The following is an 18,322-nucleotide window of genomic DNA, read 5'->3' as shown; positions in this document are numbered from 1 at the left end:
CTAAAATTGTTTATAATCATAAATACAATTCTAAATTGTATTTCCGTCAACACGTCGGCTTCCTTAACGCCACTTTCAGTCTGAGCGCGTTATGTCGCCCTGGTTCATTTCCGCCCAATTTGTGTGGTCGGAAACGGGGGACCGGAGCAGACTACGGAAGCAGCAGATGGCAGTGCGTGGACGGGGGGACGGCATGAGGCGCGAGCCGCTCATGGAGCGGCCCGAATCCCTGTTCGACATCCGCCTCGATCCCCGCGACCGTTCCGCCGCCCCGCCGCCCGAGCCGCCGGCTCCTTCCCGCAAGCCGACCCCGCGCCCCAAGGCCAAGGCTGAGCCCGACGTGCGTTCCGCCCCCGCCCCGCGCCGTGGCCGCTCCGATCCGCCGCCCCGCCCGCCCCGTCGCGGTGGCGGACGCGTCCTGTTCCGGCTGGTGAAGTGGGGCCTCATCCTGGGCGTGTGGGCGCTGCTCGCCCTCGCGGGCGTCATCGCCTACGAGGCGTCGAAGCTGCCGCCCATGCAGACGCTGATGATCCCCAAGCGTCCGCCCACCGTCACCGTCCAGGGAGCCAACGGCAAGACCATCGCCACCCGGGGCGACATGGGCGGAGTCGCCGTGCCCATCGGCGAGCTGCCGCCCTACCTGCCCAAGGCCTTCGTCGCCATCGAGGACCAGCGCTTCTACAGCCACTTCGGTCTCGATCCGGAGGGCCTCGCGCGCGCCCTCGTCACCAACCTCACCTCCCGCCGCCTGCGGCAGGGCGGCTCGACGCTGACGCAGCAGCTCGCCAAGAACCTGTTTCTCACCCAGGAGCGCACGGCATCCCGCAAGATGCAGGAGCTGGTGCTGGCCCTGTGGCTGGAGCACAAGTTCACCAAGGACCAGTTGCTCGACCTCTACCTGAACCGTGTCTATTTCGGCGCCGGTGCCTATGGCGTCGAGGCGGCGTCGCAGCGCTATTTCGGCAAGTCGGCCCGGCAGGTGACGGTCGCCGAGGCGGCCATGCTGGCCGGTCTCGTCAATTCCCCCTCCCGCCTTGCGCCGACGCGCAATCTCAAAGGCGCGCAGGCCCGCGCCAATCTCGTGCTCGCCGCCATGCGCGACCAGAAGATGATCACCGCCGACGTGGCGAGCGCCGCACAGGCGCGCCCGGCGCAGCTCGCCCGCGCCGGCATGCCCGATTCGTCCGGCTATGTGGCCGACTGGGTGATGGACCAGCTTGATTCCGTCCTCGGCGACGGCGAGCTGCCCGGCGACGTGGTGGTGCGCACCACCATCGATCCCGCGCTGCAGAAGGCAGGCGAGGCGGCGCTGGAGGATACGCTGGCGAAATCCGGTGCCAAATACGGCGTCGGGCAGGGCGCGGTGGTGGTGCTCGATCCGGATGGTGGGGTGAAGGCGCTCATCGGCGGGCGCTCCTATGCCGATAGCCAGTACAACCGCGCGGTCACCGCCCGCCGGCAGCCCGGCTCGGCCTTCAAGCCCTTCATCTACCTCACCGCCGTCGAGCACGGCCTGACGCCGGAGAGCGTGCGCGACGACGCGCCCATCCAGCTCAAGGGATGGCGGCCCGAGAACTCCACCCGCGAATATCGCGGACCGGTGACGCTCACCACAGCGCTCGCGTTGTCGCTCAACACCGTGTCCGTGCGCCTCGCTCTGGAGTTCGGCCCCAAGGCCGTGGTGCAGACCGCGCACCGCATGGGCATCAGTTCCAATCTCGATCCCAACCCGTCCATCGCGCTGGGCACATCCGAAGTGTCGGTCCTGGAGCTGGCGGGCGCCTACACCCCGTTCGCCAACGGCGGCCTCGGCGTCATGCCGCACGTCATCGACAGCGTGATCGGGCCGGACGGCAAGCCGCTCTACGAACGCAACATCACCGGCATGGGCCGCGTTGTCGCCTCCGAATATGTGGCGATGATGAACCACATGATGACCCAGACACTGGCCGCCGGTACCGCCCGCCGCGCCGATCTTCCGGGCTGGGAGGCCGCCGGCAAGACCGGCACCTCGCAGGACTACCGCGACGCCTGGTTCGTCGGATACACGGCGAAGTACGTCACGGCGGTGTGGCTCGGCAACGACGATTCTTCGCCCACCAAGAAGGCCTCCGGCGCCAATCTTCCGGTGGAGGTCTGGAGCCGCGTCATGAAGGCGGCGCACCAGGGCGTGCCGGTGGCGGAGCTGCCCGGCGGCCTCAGATCCTACGGCTTCGGCGGTAACGGCTATGGCCAGCCCGGCGGCAGCTACCTGCCGCCCGCCGACCTGCCGGACGACCGGCCGGCCGCAGTGGTTGGCCAGATGCCGCCGCGCCCGCCCCAGCAGGAACCGCCCATGACGCTTGACCGCTGGTTCGCGGAGACTTTCCTCGGACAGGGCCGGCGCTGATCGCCAGCGCCGCTCCATTCCCCGACGTGAGCATTACGACCAAAGGCGAGGACACTGCACCCCTCACCCGAAAGTATTAGGCACCCCTCCCGCCCGACACGATCGTTTCCCGCCCGGAAAATCCTCGCGCAAGCGACGTAATCAGCGGTCGAAATCGGTGGCAAGTATTTGCAGATCATCGATTCTCGCGCGCTTCCTGCAAGCCCGCGACGCGCTGCACAATACATTCGGCGTATGGCCGAAAGTACGGGGTTTCCTCAACTAGCGCGCGGCCTCGGCTCTGGTACAGAGTGCGAGATGACAAGGCCGGCTGAGGCCAGGTCGATCACGAAGATAACAACCGGGGCCCACGGGTACCGCGGGCTTTCAGGGAGGGCGGGACCCATGGACACTTCCGTGGCCGCACGCATTGCGGCCGATCCCAATTACCAGGCGCTAAAGTCGCGCCGTTCGCGCTTCGGGTGGATTCTCACCCTGGCGATGCTGGTCGTCTACTACGGCTTCATCCTGCTCATCGCCTTCCGCAAGGATGTGCTGGCCGCGCGCATCGGCGACGGCGTGATGACCTGGGGCATTCCGATCGGCTTCGGCGTGATCGTGTTCACCATCCTCATCACCGCCGTCTACGTCCGCCGCGCCAATGGCGAGTTCGACGAACTCTCCGAGAAGATCAAGCAGGAGGCGCTCAAGTGACCGCGACGCTCCAGACCTCTCTTGCCGGCCGCGCGCTCGCCATCGCCGCCGCCGCCGCGCTCGTCCTCGCCCCCACGCTGGCGCTCGCCGCGGGCGGCGATCTTGGCGCGGCCGAGAAGCAGTCCACCAACTGGACCGCGATCACCATGTTCGCCGTGTTCGTGATGGGCACGCTCTACATCACCAAATGGGCCGCGGCGAAGACCAAGTCGGCCGCCGACTTCTACACCGCGGGCGGCGGCATCACCGGCTTCCAGAACGGCCTCGCCATCGCCGGCGACTACATGTCGGCCGCCTCCTTCCTCGGCATCTCCGCCGCGGTGATGACCTCCGGCTATGACGGCCTCATCTATTCCATCGGCTTCCTCGTGGGCTGGCCGATCCTGACCTTCCTGATGGCCGAGCGCCTCCGGAACCTCGGCAAGTTCACCTTCGCCGACGTCGCCGCCTTCCGCTTCGCCCAGACCCCGGTGCGCGTGTTCGCCGCCTCCGGCACGCTGGTGGTGGTCGCCTTCTACCTCATCGCCCAGATGGTGGGCGCCGGCCAGCTCATCAAGCTGTTGTTCGGCCTCGATTACTGGATCGCGGTGGTGATCGTCGGCGCGCTGATGATGGTCTACGTGCTGTTCGGCGGCATGACCGCCACCACCTGGGTGCAGATCATCAAGGCCTGCCTGCTGCTCGGCGGCGCCACCTTCATGGCCGTGATGGTGCTCTGGCGCTTCGGCTTCTCGCCGGAGAAGATGTTCGCCGCGGCGGTCGAGATCAAGACCAACCTCGCAGCCGCCAAGCCCGGCACCACGCCCCAGGCCGCGGCCGCCGCCGGCCAGGCCATCATGGGCCCGGGCACCTTCATCAAGGACCCGATCTCGGCCATCTCCTTCGGCATGGCGCTGATGTTCGGCACCGCCGGCCTGCCGCACATCCTGATGCGCTTCTTCACGGTGCCCAGCGCGAAGGAAGCCCGCAAGTCCGTGATGTGGGCGACCGGGTGGATCGGCTACTTCTACCTGCTCACCTTCATCATCGGCTTCGGCGCCATCACCTTCGTGCTGACCAACCCGGCGTTCCTCGACGCCAAGGGCGCGCTCGTGGGCGGCAACAACATGGCCGCCGTGCATCTGGCCTCGGCCGTGGGCGGCAACGTGTTCCTCGGCTTCATCTCGGCGGTGGCGTTCGCGACCATCCTCGCGGTGGTGGCCGGCCTCACGCTCTCGGGCGCCTCGGCGGTGTCCCATGACCTCTATTCGACGGTCATCAAGAAGGGCAAGGCGGACAGCGCCTCCGAGCTGAAGGTCTCGCGCATCACCACGCTGTGCCTCGGCATCCTCGCGGTGCTGCTCGGCATCGCCTTCGAGAAGCAGAACATCGCCTTCATGGTGTCGCTGGCCTTCGCGGTTGCCGCCTCGGCCAACTTCCCGGTGCTGTTCATGTCGGTTCTGTGGAAGGACTGCACCACCAAGGGCGCGGTGATCGGCGGCTTCCTGGGACTCCTGTCCTCGGTGCTTCTGACCGTGCTGTCGCCCTCGGTCTGGGAGGCCACCCTCGGCAACCCGGCCGGCTCCGCGCCGTTCCCCTACACCTCGCCGGCGCTGTTCTCCATGACCCTCGGCTTCGTCGGCATCTGGCTGTTCTCCATCCTGGACAACAGCCAGCGGGCGAAGATCGACCGGGCCGGCTATCCGGCGCAGGAAGTGCGCTCCGAGACCGGCATCGGCGCGGCGGAAGCTTCCGGGCACTGACCCCGTGCTAGGCTGAAACCATGCCACGGCCGGACGACATGACCGGCCCCCCGAACGGGGACCGCCGGGACGACGATCTCCGGGCCTACACGGCCCGGGGAGCGGTGCCCCACGGTCCCGAGGACGCCCCCGCAGCGTCCGGCCCGCCCGCCCCCGGGCGGGCCTCGCCGTCTGAGCGGGACCGGCGCGAGCTGGTCTCCCTCATGACCTCGCGGGTGCGGGACGTCTATCTGCGCAAGCCTTTCTTCGTGGACGGGGCGACCGACCTCGTCACCCTCTGCCGCGACCTCTCCGCCCGCCGCCTCAGCGAGGCCGTGGTGCGCGATGGCGGCCGCATCGGCATCTTCACCACCACCGACCTGCGCGACGCGCTCACCCGCGACACGCCCCCCTCAGCCCTCACGGTGCGCGAGGTCGCGACCTTCGAGCCCTGGTGCATCGCCCCCGACGCGGAGCTGTTCGAGGCGCTCATCCTGATGCTCCGCCACCGCATCCACCGTCTGCTCGTGCGCGAGGGCGGCGGGCGGGCGACGGGAGCGGATGGCATCGTCGGCGTGCTTGGCCAGCTGGACCTGATGGCCTTCGTCGCCAACCATTCCCACCTGATCGCCCTTGAGGCCGCCCACGCGTCGAGCCTCGACGAGCTGAAGGCCGCCGCGCGGCAGATCGACAGCATGGTGGCGGTGCTCAGCGCCGACGGGGTGCGGGTGGAGGTGATCGCCGCGCTGGTGGGCGAGCTGAACGCCCAGATCTTCCGCCGGCTGTGGGAGCTTCTGGCGCCGGAGGACTTGCGCGCCAATTCCTGCCTCGTGGTGATGGGCAGCGAGGGGCGCGGCGAGCAGATCATCAAGACCGACCAGGACAACGGCCTGATCCTCGCCGACGGCTTCGTTTTCGAGGGGCTCGATGACATCACCGCGCGCTTTACCGCGGCGCTGATCGATTTCGGCTATCCCCCCTGCCCCGGCGGCGTCATGCTCAGCCGGCCCACCTGGTGCCAGCCGCTCTCCGCTTTCAAGGAGACGCTGAAGGACTGGATCCACGGCGGCGTGCAGGATGGCCCCATGAATCTCGCCATCTTCCTCGATGCCGTGGCGGTGGCGGGCGACGCCTCCCTGCTCGCGGCGGCGCGGGCGCATGTGGACTTCCTGATGATGGGCGACCACGGCTATTTCGCCCGCTTCGCCCAGGCGGTGGAGCGCTTCGGCGACGGCGGAAGCTGGTGGAGCCGCCTGCCCGGCCTCTCAGGTCGCGGCGCGGCGGAGGTGGATCTGAAGAAGCTCGGCATCTTCCCGCTCGTCCACGGCGTGCGGGCGCTGGCGCTGGAGTATCGCATCACCGCGCTTGGTACTGCCGACCGGCTTGCCGCGCTGGTGGCGGAAGGGCACATGGAGGAGGGCTTCGCCCGCGATCTCGCCGATGCGCTGCGTCTGTTCATGGGCATGAAGCTCGCCAGCAACCTCCGGCAGATCGCCGGCGGCCGCCCGCCCAGCAACGCGCTCCGCCTCGCCGATCTCGGCACGCTGGACCGGCAGGCGCTGAAGGAGGCCCTCGCCATCGTGCGCGGCTTCAAGCAATGGCTCTCCCGCCACTACCGGTTCGACGCCTTATGAGCCCCCGGAGCGCCGAGCCGCCGGGAGGGCGCGGGCCGGACCGCCAGGTGCTGATCGCGCTGGCGGCATTGGGAATGCTCGCCTTCAATTTTCCGCTGCTGGCGGTGTGGGATAGCGAGGCGACCGTCTTCGGCCTGCCGTTGCTGCCGGTGGCGCTGTTCGCCATCTGGGGGGCGCTGATCGCAGCCCTGGCCGTCGCCAGCGAACGCCGGGGGCATGGCGCGGCTGGACCCTTCCTCCCCGCCGAACCGGACGAGCCCTGAGGCGGCGCGATGGCACCCGCTTCCTTCCCCGCTCTCTCACCCGCCCTGGTCATCGGCGCCGCCGCGCTCTATCTCGCGGCCCTGTTCGCCATCGCCGCCTTCGCCGACCGGCGCGCGCGGGAGGGCCGCTCGCTGATTGGCAATGCGTGGGTCTATGGCCTGTCGCTGGCGGTCTATTGCACCGCCTGGACCTATTTCGGCAGCGTCGGCCGGGCGGCGACCACGGGCGTGTGGTTCCTGCCCATCTATCTCGGCCCCACGCTGGTGATGCTGGTGGCCTGGGTGGTGGTGCGCAAGATGATCCGCATCGCCCAGACCTACCGCATCACCTCCATCGCCGATTTTATCGCCTCCCGCTATGGCAAAAGCCCGCTGGTGGCGGCGGTGGTGACGCTGATTACGGTGGTCGGCATCGTCCCTTACATCGCGCTGCAGTTGAAGGCCGTCTCGGCCGGCTACACGGTGCTAACCGCCACAGGCGCACAGGCGCCGGCGCCGAGCTGGTGGCAGGACGGGACGCTGCTGGTGGCGCTCGCCCTCGCGCTGTTCACCATATTGTTCGGCACCCGCCACCTGGACAGCGCCGAGCGCCACGAGGGCATGGTGGCGGCGGTGGCGGCAGAATCCCTCGTCAAGCTCGTGGCCTTCCTCGCGGTCGGCGCGTTCGTCACCTACGGCCTGTTCGGCGGCTTCGCGGACGTGTGGGCGCGCGCCTCGGCGCTGCCGGGGGTAAAGGGGCTGCTCACGCTTTCCGGCGCGGGCAATTTCGCCTGGGCCCAATGGTTCAGCCTCACTTTGCTCTCCGGCCTGTCCGTGCTGCTGCTGCCCCGCCAGTTCCAGATGATGGTGGTGGAGTGCGTGGATGAGCGGCACCTCAAGCGCGCCGCCTGGGTCTTCCCGGCCTATCTCCTCGCCATCAACATCTTCGTCCTGCCCCTCGCCCTCGGCGGGCTCGTGCTGCTCGGCAAGGGCGCGGACCCGGAGACCTTCGTCCTCACCCTGCCGCTTGCGCACGGGGCCGGCGGACTGGCGCTCATCGCCTATGTGGGCGGGCTCTCGGCGGCGACGGGGATGCTGATCGTCGAGACCATCGCCGTCTCCACCATGGTCTGCAACGACCTGGTGATGCCGGCGCTGCTGCGCCTCAAGCTCATCCGCGCGGACGGGGGCGACCTCACCCGCCTGCTGCTCAACATCCGCCGCGCCGCCATCCTCGGCGTGCTGCTGCTGGGCTATCTCTATTTCGTGGTGGCGGGGGAGGCCTATGCGCTGGTCTCCATCGGCCTCATCAGCTTCGCGGCGGTGGCGCAGTTCTCCCCGGCGCTGCTCGGCGGCATGTACTGGCGCGGCGCCACGCGCCTCGGCGCGCTGGGCGGGCTCCTCGGCGGATTCGCGGTGTGGGCCTATACGCTGATGCTCCCCTCGGTGGCGAAATCCGGCTGGATGGACGGCGCCTTCCTCACCCACGGTCCGTTCGGCATCGCTGCTTTGGCGCCCGAACGGCTGTTCGGCCTGTCCGGCCTCGACAATCTCTCCCACGCCTTGTTCTGGAGCCTGCTCGTCAACGGCGTGCTCTATGTGGGGCTCTCGCTCTGGCGCGCGCCGTCCGGGCGGGAGGCGAGCCAGGCGCTGCTGTTCGTGGATGTGTTCGCCCGCGGCCGCAGCGCCGCCGATCCCGTCTTCTGGCGCGGACGGGCACGGCGCGCCGACCTGGAAGCCCTCGCCCGCCGCCTGCTCGGCGCGGAGGCCGCCCGCCAGATCTTCGAGGCGCACGCCCGCGATAGCGGCACCGGAGACGTGACCGACCTCACCGCCGACGCCCGCCTCGTCGACATCGTGGAACGCCGCATCGCCGGCGCCGTCGGCTCCGCCTCGGCCCGCGTGCTGGTCGCGGCGGTGGCGGACGAGGAGCCGCTCGATGCCGGCGACGTGATGGACATCCTCAACGAGGCGTCCCAATTGCGCGTCTATGCCCGTGCGCTGGAGGAAAAATCCCGCTCGCTGGAGATCGCCTCCGCCGAGCTTTCCGCCGCCAATGCCCAGTTGCGCACGCTCGACGAGCTGAAAGACGACTTCATGTCGTCCGTGACCCACGAATTGCGCACCCCGCTCACGGCCATCCGCGCCTTGTCCGAGCTGATGCTGGACACGCCGGACATGGAGGAGGCGCAGCGGCAGGATTTCCTGCGCATCATCGTTGCCGAGAGCGAGCGGCTGGGCCGGCTGGTCAACCAGGTGCTGGACATGGCCAAGATCGAATCGGGCCATGCCGAGTGGCACAGCACCGACGTCGACTTGCGTACCCTCGTCGCCGACGCGGTGAAGGCAACGGCGGAACTCGCCCGCGCCAAGGGCGCGGAGATCGTGCTCACCGCGCCCGATACCGTGCCGGCCATCAAGGCCGATCCCGATCGCCTCACCCAGGTGATGCTGAACCTCATCTCCAACGCCGCGAAATTCGTGCCCGCGCAAGGCGGACGCATCGACGTGCGGCTCATCGCCGATGCCGATGGGCTGGAGGTGCAGGTGGAGGACAACGGCCCCGGCGTACCGCCCGCCGATCGGGACACCATCTTCGAGAAGTTCCGCCAGGGCGGCGACGCCCTGAACCGCCCGCCCGGCACCGGGCTCGGGCTTCCGATCAGCCGCCGGATCGTGGATCATTTCGGCGGCAAGATCTGGCTGGATCAACGGGAGGGGAAAGGCGCATGCTTCGCCTTCCGGCTGCCGCTCCGGCGAGACGGGGCGAACGCCCCGAAACAAACAAATTCGGCAGAAGCCGAAGAGACCACATGAGGAGGAAACGCCATGGACAGGGAGATCGCAGTGGAGACGGGACCGACGCCCGCGCCCTGCCCTCAGGGGGCCAAGGTGCTCATTGCCGATGACGAGCCGAACATCGTCGTCTCGCTGGAATTCATGATGAAGCGCGAGGGCTTCGCCGTGCTGGTGGCGCGCGACGGGCGCGAGGCGCTGGAGACGATCCGCCGCGAGCATCCCCGCCTCGTGCTGCTGGACGCCACCATGCCCGGCATGAGCGGCTTCGACGTGTGCGAGGCGGTGCGGGCGGATGCCGAGGTGCGCTCCACCCGCATCGTCATGCTCACCGCCAAGGGCCGCGAGACCGACATGGCCCGCGGCGTGGGGGCGGGGGCGGATGCCTATGTCACCAAGCCCTTCTCCACCCGCGAGCTGATGCAGAAGGTGAAGGACATGCTGGCCGAGCCGCCCGCCGGGAGCCTGCCCGCATGAGATTGCCGCGGGGGACGGGTGCCGTTCTGGCCATGCTGCTGCCGGGGCTCGCCCTCGCTGTGTGGCTGGGGCTGGGCGCCGTCTTCCTGCTGATGGCGCTGGACGGCGCGGCACGCTCCACGCTTCTGGGCGCCCTCGCCCCGGTGGCCGACAGCCACGGCATGGTTCTGGTGCTGTGGTGGGTGCTGTTTTCCGCCGCCTCCGGCCTGCTCGCACGGCGGTTCTACACGGCCCATGTGGAGGGACCCGGGCGCCTCGCCGATGCGGCGCGGGTGCTGGCGGGCGACCCCTCAGCTCCTCCGGTTCCCGCCACCGGCCCGGCGGGGCTGAATGCCTTGGGCGAGGTGGTGAACGATCTCGCCGCCCAGCGCCGCGCGCTTCAGGACGACATGGCCCGACTCGTCGCCGAGGCGAGCCGCGACGTCGCCTTCCAGCGCGACCAGCTCGCCGCCTTGATGGCGGAACTGGAGCAGTCCGTGGTGGTGCTGAACCTCGAAGGCCGCATCCTCCTCTACAACGCCCGGGCTCGCACCCTCTTCCGCCGCCTGTTCCGCACGCCGGGAACGGGCGAAAGCGTGAGCGCCGATCCCATCGGCCTCGGCCGCTCCATCCACACCGTCATCGACCGCGCGCTGATCGACCATGCCCGCGAGCGCGTTGAGCGGCTGATGGGGCGGGGCGAGGCGCGGCCCTCCGCCCGTTTCGTCACCACCACGCCGCTCGGCCATCTGGTGCGGGTGCTCCTCGCCCCCGTGCGGGCCGAGGCCGGGGGCGCGGTGACGGGCCAGCAGATCACCGGTTTCGTGCTTCTGCTCGACGACATCACCGACGAGTACGAGGCCCGCGCCCGGCAGGACCGCACCCTCATCGACCTCTCCGAATCCGCCCGCGCCTCGCTCGCCGCCATGCAGGCGGCGCTCGACATGCTGGACTATCCCGACCTCGACGCACCCGACCGCGAGCGTTTTCAGGCCGTGGTGCGCGACGAGGTGACGGGCCTCGGTACGCGCCTGTCGCTCGCCGCGGAATCCACCAGCTTCACGGGCGCCCGCTGGCCCCTTCAGGACATGCTGGGCGCCGACCTTGCCGCCGCCGCCGCCCGCCGCATCGCCGCCGACACCGGCCACCCGGTGACGACGGACGACTTGGATGCGGACATTTGGCTGAGCGTGGACAGTTTCGCCCTCATCAGCGCACTCGCCTTCCTCGCGGCCCGAGTGGCCGAGGCGGAGGGCGGAGCCGATCCGGGCTTCGCGCTGCGCCTCGCGCGGGCCGGCGGGCGGGTGCATCTCGACCTCGCCTTCGCCGATGCCCATGCAGCGGCGGGCGGCGCCGGCTGGCAGAGCGCGCCCATAGGCGGCGCCGCGCAGCTTTCCGTGCGCGATGTGGTGGAGCGCCATGGCGGAGAACTCTGGCTGGAACGCCCGCGCACCGGCATCGGCGCCTGTTTCCGCCTCCTGCTGCCGGCCGCCTCCGAGGGCCGTGCCGAAACGACCGCCCCGGCGGAAAGCCGGCCTGCCTTCTTCGATTTCGATCTGTTCGCCGCCAGCGCCGGCAGCCATGCCAGCGACGAGCGCCTTCTGAGCGAGCTCGCCTATACGGTGTTCGATACCGAGACTACGGGCCTCGACCCGGCGGGCGGGGACGAGATCATCCAGATCGGCGCCACCCGCATCGTCAACGGCCGCATCCTCGGGAGCGAATGCTTCGACCAATTGGTGGACCCCGGCCGCACCATCCCGGAGGCGGGCATCGCGGTGCACGGCATCCGGCCGGAGATGGTGCGCGGCAAGCCCCGCATCGGCGCAGTTCTGCCGGCCTTCCATGCCTTCGCGGCGGAGACGGTGCTGGTGGGCCACAACGTCGCCTTCGACATGCGCTTCCTCGCTCTGAAAGAGGAAGCGAGCGGCGTCGCCTTCGACCAGCCGGTGCTGGACACCTTGCTCCTCGCCGGCCTTGCCCATCCGGGCGAGGAGAGCCACAGCATGGAGGCCATCGCCGGCCGCCTCGGCGTCACCGTCGCCGGCCGCCATACGGCGCTGGGCGATGCGCTGGTGACGGCGGAAATCTTCCTGAAACTGCTGCCATTGCTGCGCGCGCGCGGCATCCGCACGCTGGGCGAGGCGCGGGCGGCGGCGGCGACATCCTATTATGCGAAGCTGAAATATTGAGGGTAAACTGGTTTCAAGGGACGGTCATCGCTCGGCTCGTCCGGGCGATCCACCTTCCGGCCAGAGGTACGCCCGGAGGTCCCAGGACCGGACGAGCGGCAAAGTGGATGCCCCGGACGAGCCGGGGCATGACGGCGGTTGTTCCACTTCTCACCCCGCCTCTTCCAGCAGCCCGACCAGCGCCTCCGGCGCCAGCACCATGGCGTCGTGGCCGGTGGCGATCTCGCGCCATGACCATCCCGGCTGCGCTCGCGCCCAGTCTCGGGCCGGCTGGAGCGGCAGATAGAGCGGATCGGTGCAGGAAATGTAGGTGCACGCCCGCCCGTTGCCGACCGGATGCGCGAGCGCCAGCGGGCTTTCGTAGGAACCGACCGGATGGGGCGTGAGGCGGCGGCGCACCCAGCCCGCGCGGGGATGGTCGGCAGGAATGCCGAAGGCGGTCACATCGGGCACCGGCATGGCGAGGCCCCCCGTCTCCGCCACCTTGTGGCGCCGCTCTTCCACCACTTGCGCCGGCAAAACACCGAAGGCGCTCTCGCCGTTCTGGAGGATTGTGGCATCGAGATAGACGAGGGCGCGGATGCGCTCCGGCATCAGGTCTGCCACGCCGCTGATGACCGCCCCGCCATGGCTGTGGCCGACGAGGACGATGTCCTCAAGCTCCTCCGCCTCCATCACGCCCATCATGTCGGCGACGAAGGTTGAAAGGCTGATGTCGCGGCTCAGGTGATGGCGCCGTTCGCCGAGGCCAGTCAGGGTCGGCGCGAACACGCGATGGCCGCGCGCCCGCAGGAGGGCCGCCACGTCGCGCCAGCACCAGCCGCCATGCCATGCGCCATGGACGAGGACGTAGGTCTTGGGTGTCAGGGGGTCCGCAGCGTCGGGCATGGGCGCGCCTCCGTGATCTTGCGGCGAGTGAAGCAGCCTTCCCCACGCCCCGCAATCCGGATGGTTTGCACCTGCCGCCCCTGTCCCTTAAGCCTGCGGAACCGACGAGAAAGGGCGCGATGATGGCGGACGAGACCACCACCCTGAAGGACTTCGCCCTCGCCCTCTATGGCCGGGAGGGCGTGCCGCCCGCCTGCCTCGCCTTGCAGGAAAGCGCCGGCATCGACGTCAACATCCTCCTCTTCGCCGCCTGGCGCGGGGCGGTGCTGCGGCGCGAGGTGGGGGCCGCCGACATCGCCGCCGCGCGGGCGCGCGTGGCGGAGTGGCACACGGACGTGGTGAAGGCCCTGCGCGCCGTGCGCCGCCGCCTCAAGAGTGGCCCTGCCCCGGCGCCGGACGCGCGCACCACGAAACTGCGCGCGCAGGTGCAGGCCGCCGAAATCGCTGCCGAGATCATCGAGCTGGAGGAACTTGGCGCCCTCTCCGCGGGAGCGCCTGAGCCCGCCGGTGCCGATGGCGCCGCCCTCGCCTTTGCCGCCATGGCGCAGGTGGTGTCGTCGTTCGCCCGCCGGCCGCCCACGCCGGAGGAAGAGGCTGCCGTTCGCGCCATCGCGGCCGCGATCTGAGCCTCAGCGCGCCCGGAGCACCTTGCCGGGGTTCATGAGGCATTGCGGGTCAATCGCCGCCTTCACGGCACGCATCAGGTCCAGCTCGACCGCGGATTTGTAGTGCTCGGCTTCCGCGACGCGCAGCTGGCCGAGGCCGTGCTCCGCGCTGATGGAGCCGCCGAAATCAGCCACCACGTCATGGACAATGCGGTTGATCTCGCCGGCGCGCGCCCGGCGCTGCTCCTCGGTCCAGTCGGCCGGCATCACCGGATTGTAGTGGAGATTGCCGTCGCCCACATGGCCGAAGGTGAAGGGCAGGATGCCGGGAAAGCGCGTGGCGAGCGCCGCGTCGGCCCGTTCGACGAAGGCGGGGATGGCGGAGACGGGCACGCTGATGTCGTGCTTCACGCCCTTGCCGGCATGGGCCTGCGCTTCCGCCTGCGCCTCGCGCAGCGCCCAGAGATTGCGCCGCTGCGCGCCGGATGCGGCGATGACGGCATCGAGGATCAGGCCATCCTCGAGTCCCTCGCCAAGCAGCGTCTCCAGACCTGCGGCGAGGCTTTCGCCGCCCTCCTGCGCGCTCGCTTCGATGAGCAGAACCCACGGATACGCCTCAACGAAAGGAGAAACGAGGCCCGGTACGGCGGCGATGGCGTGGGTGAGGCTCGGCGCGCGCATCAGCTCGAAGGCGGAGAGGCTGTCGCCGAGCCGCGCCTTCGCCTGCCCTAGCAGCGCGATGGCCGCCGCCGGATCGGGGATGGCGGCGAAGGCAGTCGCGATGGCGCGGGGGCGCGGGAACAGGCGCAGCACCGCCGCGGTGATGATGCCGAGCGTGCCTTCCGAGCCGATGAAGAGCTGCTTCAAATCGTAGCCCGCATTGTCCTTGCGGAGGCCGCGCAGGCCGTCCCAGATGCGCCCGTCCGGCAGCACCACTTCCAGCCCGAGGGCGAGCGCGCGCATGTTGCCATAGCGCAGAACCTGCGTGCCGCCGGCATTGGTGGCGAGATTGCCGCCGATGCGGCAGGAGCCTTCCGAGGCGAGGGTGAGCGGGAACAGCCGGTCCACCCGCTCCGCCTCCGCCTGCACCTCGGCCAGGGTCACGCCGGCCTCCACGGTGAGGGTGTCGTTGGCCACGTCCACCGCCCGCACCTTGCGCATGCGATCGACGCTGAGGATGACGGCGGCGCCCGATCCGTCCGGCTGGGCGCCGCCGGCAAGGCCGGTATTGCCCGCCTGCGGCACGATGGGAATACGCGCCTCGGCGCACAGGCGCACGACCTCCGCCACCTCCAGCGCGGAGGCCGGGCGCAGCACGAGGGCCGCCGCGCCCCGGAAGGTCGCGCCGACGGACGTGCGGAAGGGCTCGGTGTCGGCGGGGCTTTCCAGCACGCCCGCCGGGCCGACCGCCTGCCGGAGGCGATCGAGGACGGCGGCGTCGGGATGGGCCGTCACGGCCGGAACACGAAGGCTTGTTCGTGGCGACGCTCCACGCCCTTGAGCGAAGGGAGGTCGCGCACGCCGAGCTGGCCCATGGCGACCTGCACTTCCTCGGTGAGCATCTCCGCCACATAGTCCGCGCCGCCGTCGCCGATGCCGGCGAGGCCGATGAGGAAGGCGCGGCCGCAGAAGGTGCCCGCCGCCCCCAACGCCAGCGCGCGGGCCACATCGAGGCCGGAGCGGATGCCGCTGTCATAGAGGATGGTCGCCCGGTTCCCGACAGAGGCGGCAATGGCCGGCAGCACGTCGATGGCTGCGGGCGCGGCATCGAGCTGGCGGCCGCCATGGTTGGAGACGAGGATGCCGTCCACGCCGATGGAGATCGCCATCTCCGCATCGGCGGGATGCAGGATGCCCTTCATCACCAGCGCCCGCGGCCAGGCATCGCGCAGGCGCTTCACGGCCTCCCACGAAAAGGTGCCCTTGATCTCGCTCTGCACGAAGCCGGCGGTCCTGGGCAGCGTCGCGGGCGCTTCCACATAGGGTGCCATGTTGGCGAATTGCGGCGTGCCCGCCTTCGCCAGCGCGAGCGCCCATGGCAGGGCCAGGGCCACGTCGCGCACGGTGCGGACCGTGGTGCGGAAGGGGACGACGAGGCCGTTGTTCAGATCACGCGGGCGCTTGGAGCGCACGGGGGCGTCGAGGGTCGCGACGAGGGCGCGGGCGCCCGCAGCCTCGGCCCGGCGCACCAGATCGATCGTGACGAGATGATCGCGGCCCGGCAGACCATAGAGCTGGAACCAGGTGCAGTCACCGGCGAGCGCCGCCACCTCCTCGATGGAGGCGCTGGCGAGGGTGCCGACCACATAGGGAATGCGCGCCTTCGCCGCCGCCTTGGCGAGGAGCTTTGTGGCGCCGGGCCAGACCAGGCCGTCCACGCCCACCGGCGAGATGCCGATGGGCGCGCTGTAGCGGGTGCCGAAGAGATCGACGCCGCAATCCACCGGGCCGGGCGCGCCATAGTGCGGCACCAGCTTCACGGCGTCCAGCGCAGCGCGGTTCTCGGTGATGCCCACATCGGCGCCGGTTCCGCCTTCGAGGAAATCCCAGGCGAAGCGGGGGATGCGGCGGCGGGCGGCGCGTTCCAGATAGTCCAGCGTCGGCATCCGCTGCTTCAGCCGCGCGGCGGCGCTGGTGCCGGAGCCGGCGCCCCAGGCGGCCGCAGGCGGTGAAGCTGCGGCCGGCGAGGCGGCGGCGGGTGGAACGGTCCCGGCGCTCTCGCCACGTTCTCTTGCCACGTTTGCCATGGCGTTTCCTCGTCTTGTCTCGTTAGCGCTGTGGTTAAGCGCGGGGGGCCATCACTGCAAATAATTACGGGTTATCGGCCAGATCAGCGCGACTGATCTTGCCCCGTCCGCGCCGCCGCGCGGGCGGCACCGGCGCCGCCGCGCGCACGAAGGTGGCGGCGGAGGTGGCGGCATCCACCAGATCCTGCCGGATCACCTCCACCACCGCATGGGCCGCCGCCGAGATGGCCCGGCGCGGGTGGTGCACCACGGCGATGGACCGCGTGAGCGGGGCGGCGAAGCGATGCCCGCGCACCCGTCCGGCCGCAAGCATCTGATGCAAGGCGATGGTGGGCAGCACGGTGGCGAGGTCCGTCGTCGCCACCACCTCGCAGATGGCGGAGAGCGTGTCGATCTCGATGCGCGGCTTCAGCTCGATGCCGGCCTCCGCCGCCTGCGCCTCAAGGATCGCCCGCAGGCCGTGGCGCTTGGACGGCAGCACCAGATCGAGCCCGCCAAGATCGGCAAAGCCGAGGCCTTCCGGCACATTGATGGGGGAATCGGTGCGCGTGGCGAACACCATCTCTTCGTCGAGAATGTGCTGGGACGCGAGCCCCCTTTTCTGCCGTGGAACATTGATGATGGCGAGGTCGAGCTGGCCGGTCGTCACCCAGTCCATCATGGTCTCGGTGTAGCCCTCGCAGGCGGAGAATTCCACGTCCGGGTAACGCGCGGCGACCGTGGCCGAAGAGTTTGCCAGCGTGCTCTGCGCCACCGAGGTGATGAGCCCCACCACCACCCGGCCGGACACCCGCCCGTCGAGCCGGGCCATCTCCTGCATGGCGTGCTCCACGTCCCGCACAATGGGCGAGATGAGCCGCGCCAGCGCCTCCCCCGCCGGCGTGGTGGAAACGCCGTGGGCGGTGCGGTCAAAGAGCTTCTTGCCGAACTCCGCCTCGAGCTTGGCGATCTGCATGCTGAGCGCCGGCTGCACGATGTTGAGCTGGCGGGCCGCCCGGGTGACGTTGCCGGTCTCCGCGAGGCACAGGAAATACTGCATCTGCCTGAGATCCATCGCGGATTGTCCTTCGCGGCCACGCCTGAAATCAGTCGTAATGATGGCGCCGATAATCATTCATTATTTGCAGTGATTACGACCTTTGTCTATGACTCGATCACCGGCTCATGGAGCCGTCGCCCAGAAGGCCGAAACGGCCCGTGGCGGGGAGGGATCGTCGGCAAGGCCGGGCGCATGGCGCCCGAATGATGCGCCTTGCCTTTCCCCACATCTCCCGTCCGGCCTCGGCCACACGTGCGGCAGCACGCGGAGGAGATGCCATGCAGGATCACAAGCGTCTCGTCGTCGGCATCTCCGGCGCCTCCGGCGTGATCTATGGCGTGCGGATGCTGGAGCTTCTGCGCGCGGCCGGCATCGAGACGCACCTCGTCATGTCCCGCACCGCCGAGATCACGCTCGCCCACGAGACCGACCGCAAGGTGGCGGACGTGAAGGCCCTCGCCAGCGTCTGCCATTCCAACGACGACATGGCGGCCGCCATCTCCTCCGGCTCGTTCCGCACCATGGGCATGGTGGTCGCGCCCTGCTCCATGCGCTCCATGTCGGAGATCGCGTCCGGCGTCACTTCGAGCCTGCTCAGCCGCGCCGCCGACGTGGTGCTGAAGGAGCGCCGCCGCCTGGTGCTGATGGCGCGCGAGACGCCGCTGCACACCGGCCACCTGCGCACCATGACTGAGGTGTCCGAGATGGGCGCCATCATCTCCCCGCCCATGCCGGCCTTCTATTCGCGCCCCGCCAACCTCGAAGAAATGATCGATCACACGGTGGGCCGGGTGCTCGATCTGTTCGACATCGAGGTGGGCGCCGTGCGCCGCTGGGGCGAGGAGAGTGGCCCGCGCCGCCGCAAGGCCCCGCTGCGCCAGATCACGCCCGCCAGCTGACCTCCCGAATATCCCGACCAG

General features: G+C 69.6%; 14 protein-coding genes. 10 read left to right on the top strand and 4 right to left on the bottom strand.

Features of this window, described 5'->3' with window-relative positions:
• Positions 1-193 precede the first annotated feature (193 nt).
• The 8 genes from J2126_RS14380 (at position 194) to J2126_RS14345 (ending at position 12,123) form a co-directional block, all read left to right on the top strand.
• Positions 194-2,389, top strand: coding sequence for a transglycosylase domain-containing protein (locus tag J2126_RS14380; RefSeq protein ID WP_245327336.1), 2,196 nt, complete (start codon positions 194-196; stop codon positions 2,387-2,389).
• 384 nt (positions 2,390-2,773) lie between these two features.
• On the top strand, positions 2,774-3,082 hold the full coding sequence (locus tag J2126_RS14375; RefSeq protein ID WP_209487602.1) for a DUF485 domain-containing protein: 309 nt from the start codon (positions 2,774-2,776) through the stop codon (positions 3,080-3,082).
• Complete coding sequence (locus tag J2126_RS14370; protein ID WP_394113391.1) at positions 3,079-4,824, top strand: cation acetate symporter; 1,746 nt, start codon at positions 3,079-3,081, stop codon at positions 4,822-4,824. Before J2126_RS14375 ends, J2126_RS14370 begins: the two co-directional genes overlap by 4 nt.
• Before the next feature lie 38 nt (positions 4,825-4,862).
• A complete protein-coding gene (locus tag J2126_RS14365) occupies positions 4,863-6,437 on the top strand; it encodes a DUF294 nucleotidyltransferase-like domain-containing protein (RefSeq protein ID WP_245327335.1) in 1,575 nt (524 codons plus the stop codon).
• Positions 6,434-6,700, top strand: a complete 267-nt coding sequence (locus J2126_RS14360; RefSeq protein ID WP_209487600.1) for a hypothetical protein — start codon at positions 6,434-6,436, stop codon at positions 6,698-6,700. Before J2126_RS14365 ends, J2126_RS14360 begins: the two co-directional genes overlap by 4 nt.
• A 9-nt stretch (positions 6,701-6,709) precedes the next feature.
• Positions 6,710-9,496, top strand: a complete 2,787-nt coding sequence (locus tag J2126_RS14355; RefSeq protein WP_209487599.1) for an ATP-binding protein — start codon at positions 6,710-6,712, stop codon at positions 9,494-9,496.
• A gap of 12 nt (positions 9,497-9,508) precedes the next feature.
• A complete protein-coding gene (locus J2126_RS14350) occupies positions 9,509-9,952 on the top strand; it encodes a response regulator transcription factor (protein ID WP_168462217.1) in 444 nt (147 codons plus the stop codon).
• Positions 9,949-12,123, top strand: a complete 2,175-nt coding sequence (locus tag J2126_RS14345) for a 3'-5' exonuclease (protein WP_209487598.1) — start codon at positions 9,949-9,951, stop codon at positions 12,121-12,123. The genes J2126_RS14350 and J2126_RS14345 overlap by 4 nt, the downstream gene beginning before the upstream one ends.
• 150 nt (positions 12,124-12,273) lie before the next feature.
• Here the strand turns inward: J2126_RS14345 and J2126_RS14340 are convergent, their stop codons facing one another.
• Entirely contained in the window at positions 12,274-13,011 is a 738-nt protein-coding gene (locus tag J2126_RS14340; protein WP_209487597.1) for an alpha/beta fold hydrolase, read from the bottom strand.
• Between the two features lie 119 nt (positions 13,012-13,130).
• On the opposite strand from J2126_RS14340, the gene J2126_RS14335 reads away from it, so the two are divergent.
• The gene (locus tag J2126_RS14335) at positions 13,131-13,637 is read left to right on the top strand and encodes a TIGR02444 family protein (RefSeq protein WP_209487596.1); all 507 of its coding nucleotides are present in this window, start codon (positions 13,131-13,133) and stop codon (positions 13,635-13,637) included.
• Positions 13,638-13,640: 3 nt separating this feature from the next.
• On the opposite strand, the gene J2126_RS14330 is transcribed toward J2126_RS14335, so the two are convergent.
• From J2126_RS14330 to J2126_RS14320, 3 genes are all read right to left on the bottom strand, one after another.
• Complete coding sequence (locus tag J2126_RS14330; protein ID WP_209487595.1) at positions 13,641-15,071, bottom strand: FAD-binding oxidoreductase; 1,431 nt, start codon at positions 15,069-15,071, stop codon at positions 13,641-13,643.
• Positions 15,068-16,363, bottom strand: coding sequence for an alpha-hydroxy acid oxidase (locus tag J2126_RS14325; protein ID WP_209487594.1), 1,296 nt, complete (start codon positions 16,361-16,363; stop codon positions 15,068-15,070). Before J2126_RS14325 ends, J2126_RS14330 begins: the two co-directional genes overlap by 4 nt.
• 64 nt (positions 16,364-16,427) lie before the next feature.
• Entirely contained in the window at positions 16,428-17,417 is a 990-nt protein-coding gene (locus tag J2126_RS14320; protein WP_209487593.1) for a LysR family transcriptional regulator, read from the bottom strand.
• A gap of 263 nt (positions 17,418-17,680) precedes the next feature.
• Between J2126_RS14320 and J2126_RS14315 the strand changes: the two genes are divergently transcribed.
• Positions 17,681-18,301, top strand: a complete 621-nt coding sequence (locus tag J2126_RS14315) for a UbiX family flavin prenyltransferase (protein WP_209487592.1) — start codon at positions 17,681-17,683, stop codon at positions 18,299-18,301.
• Positions 18,302-18,322 lie beyond the last annotated feature (21 nt).

The organism is Xanthobacter flavus, from assembly GCF_017875275.1.
GTDB classification, from domain to species: domain Bacteria; phylum Pseudomonadota; class Alphaproteobacteria; order Rhizobiales; family Xanthobacteraceae; genus Xanthobacter; species Xanthobacter flavus_A.
Note: the sequence above shows the minus strand (reverse complement) of the source record. Positions and strands in the feature narration are given on the sequence as shown.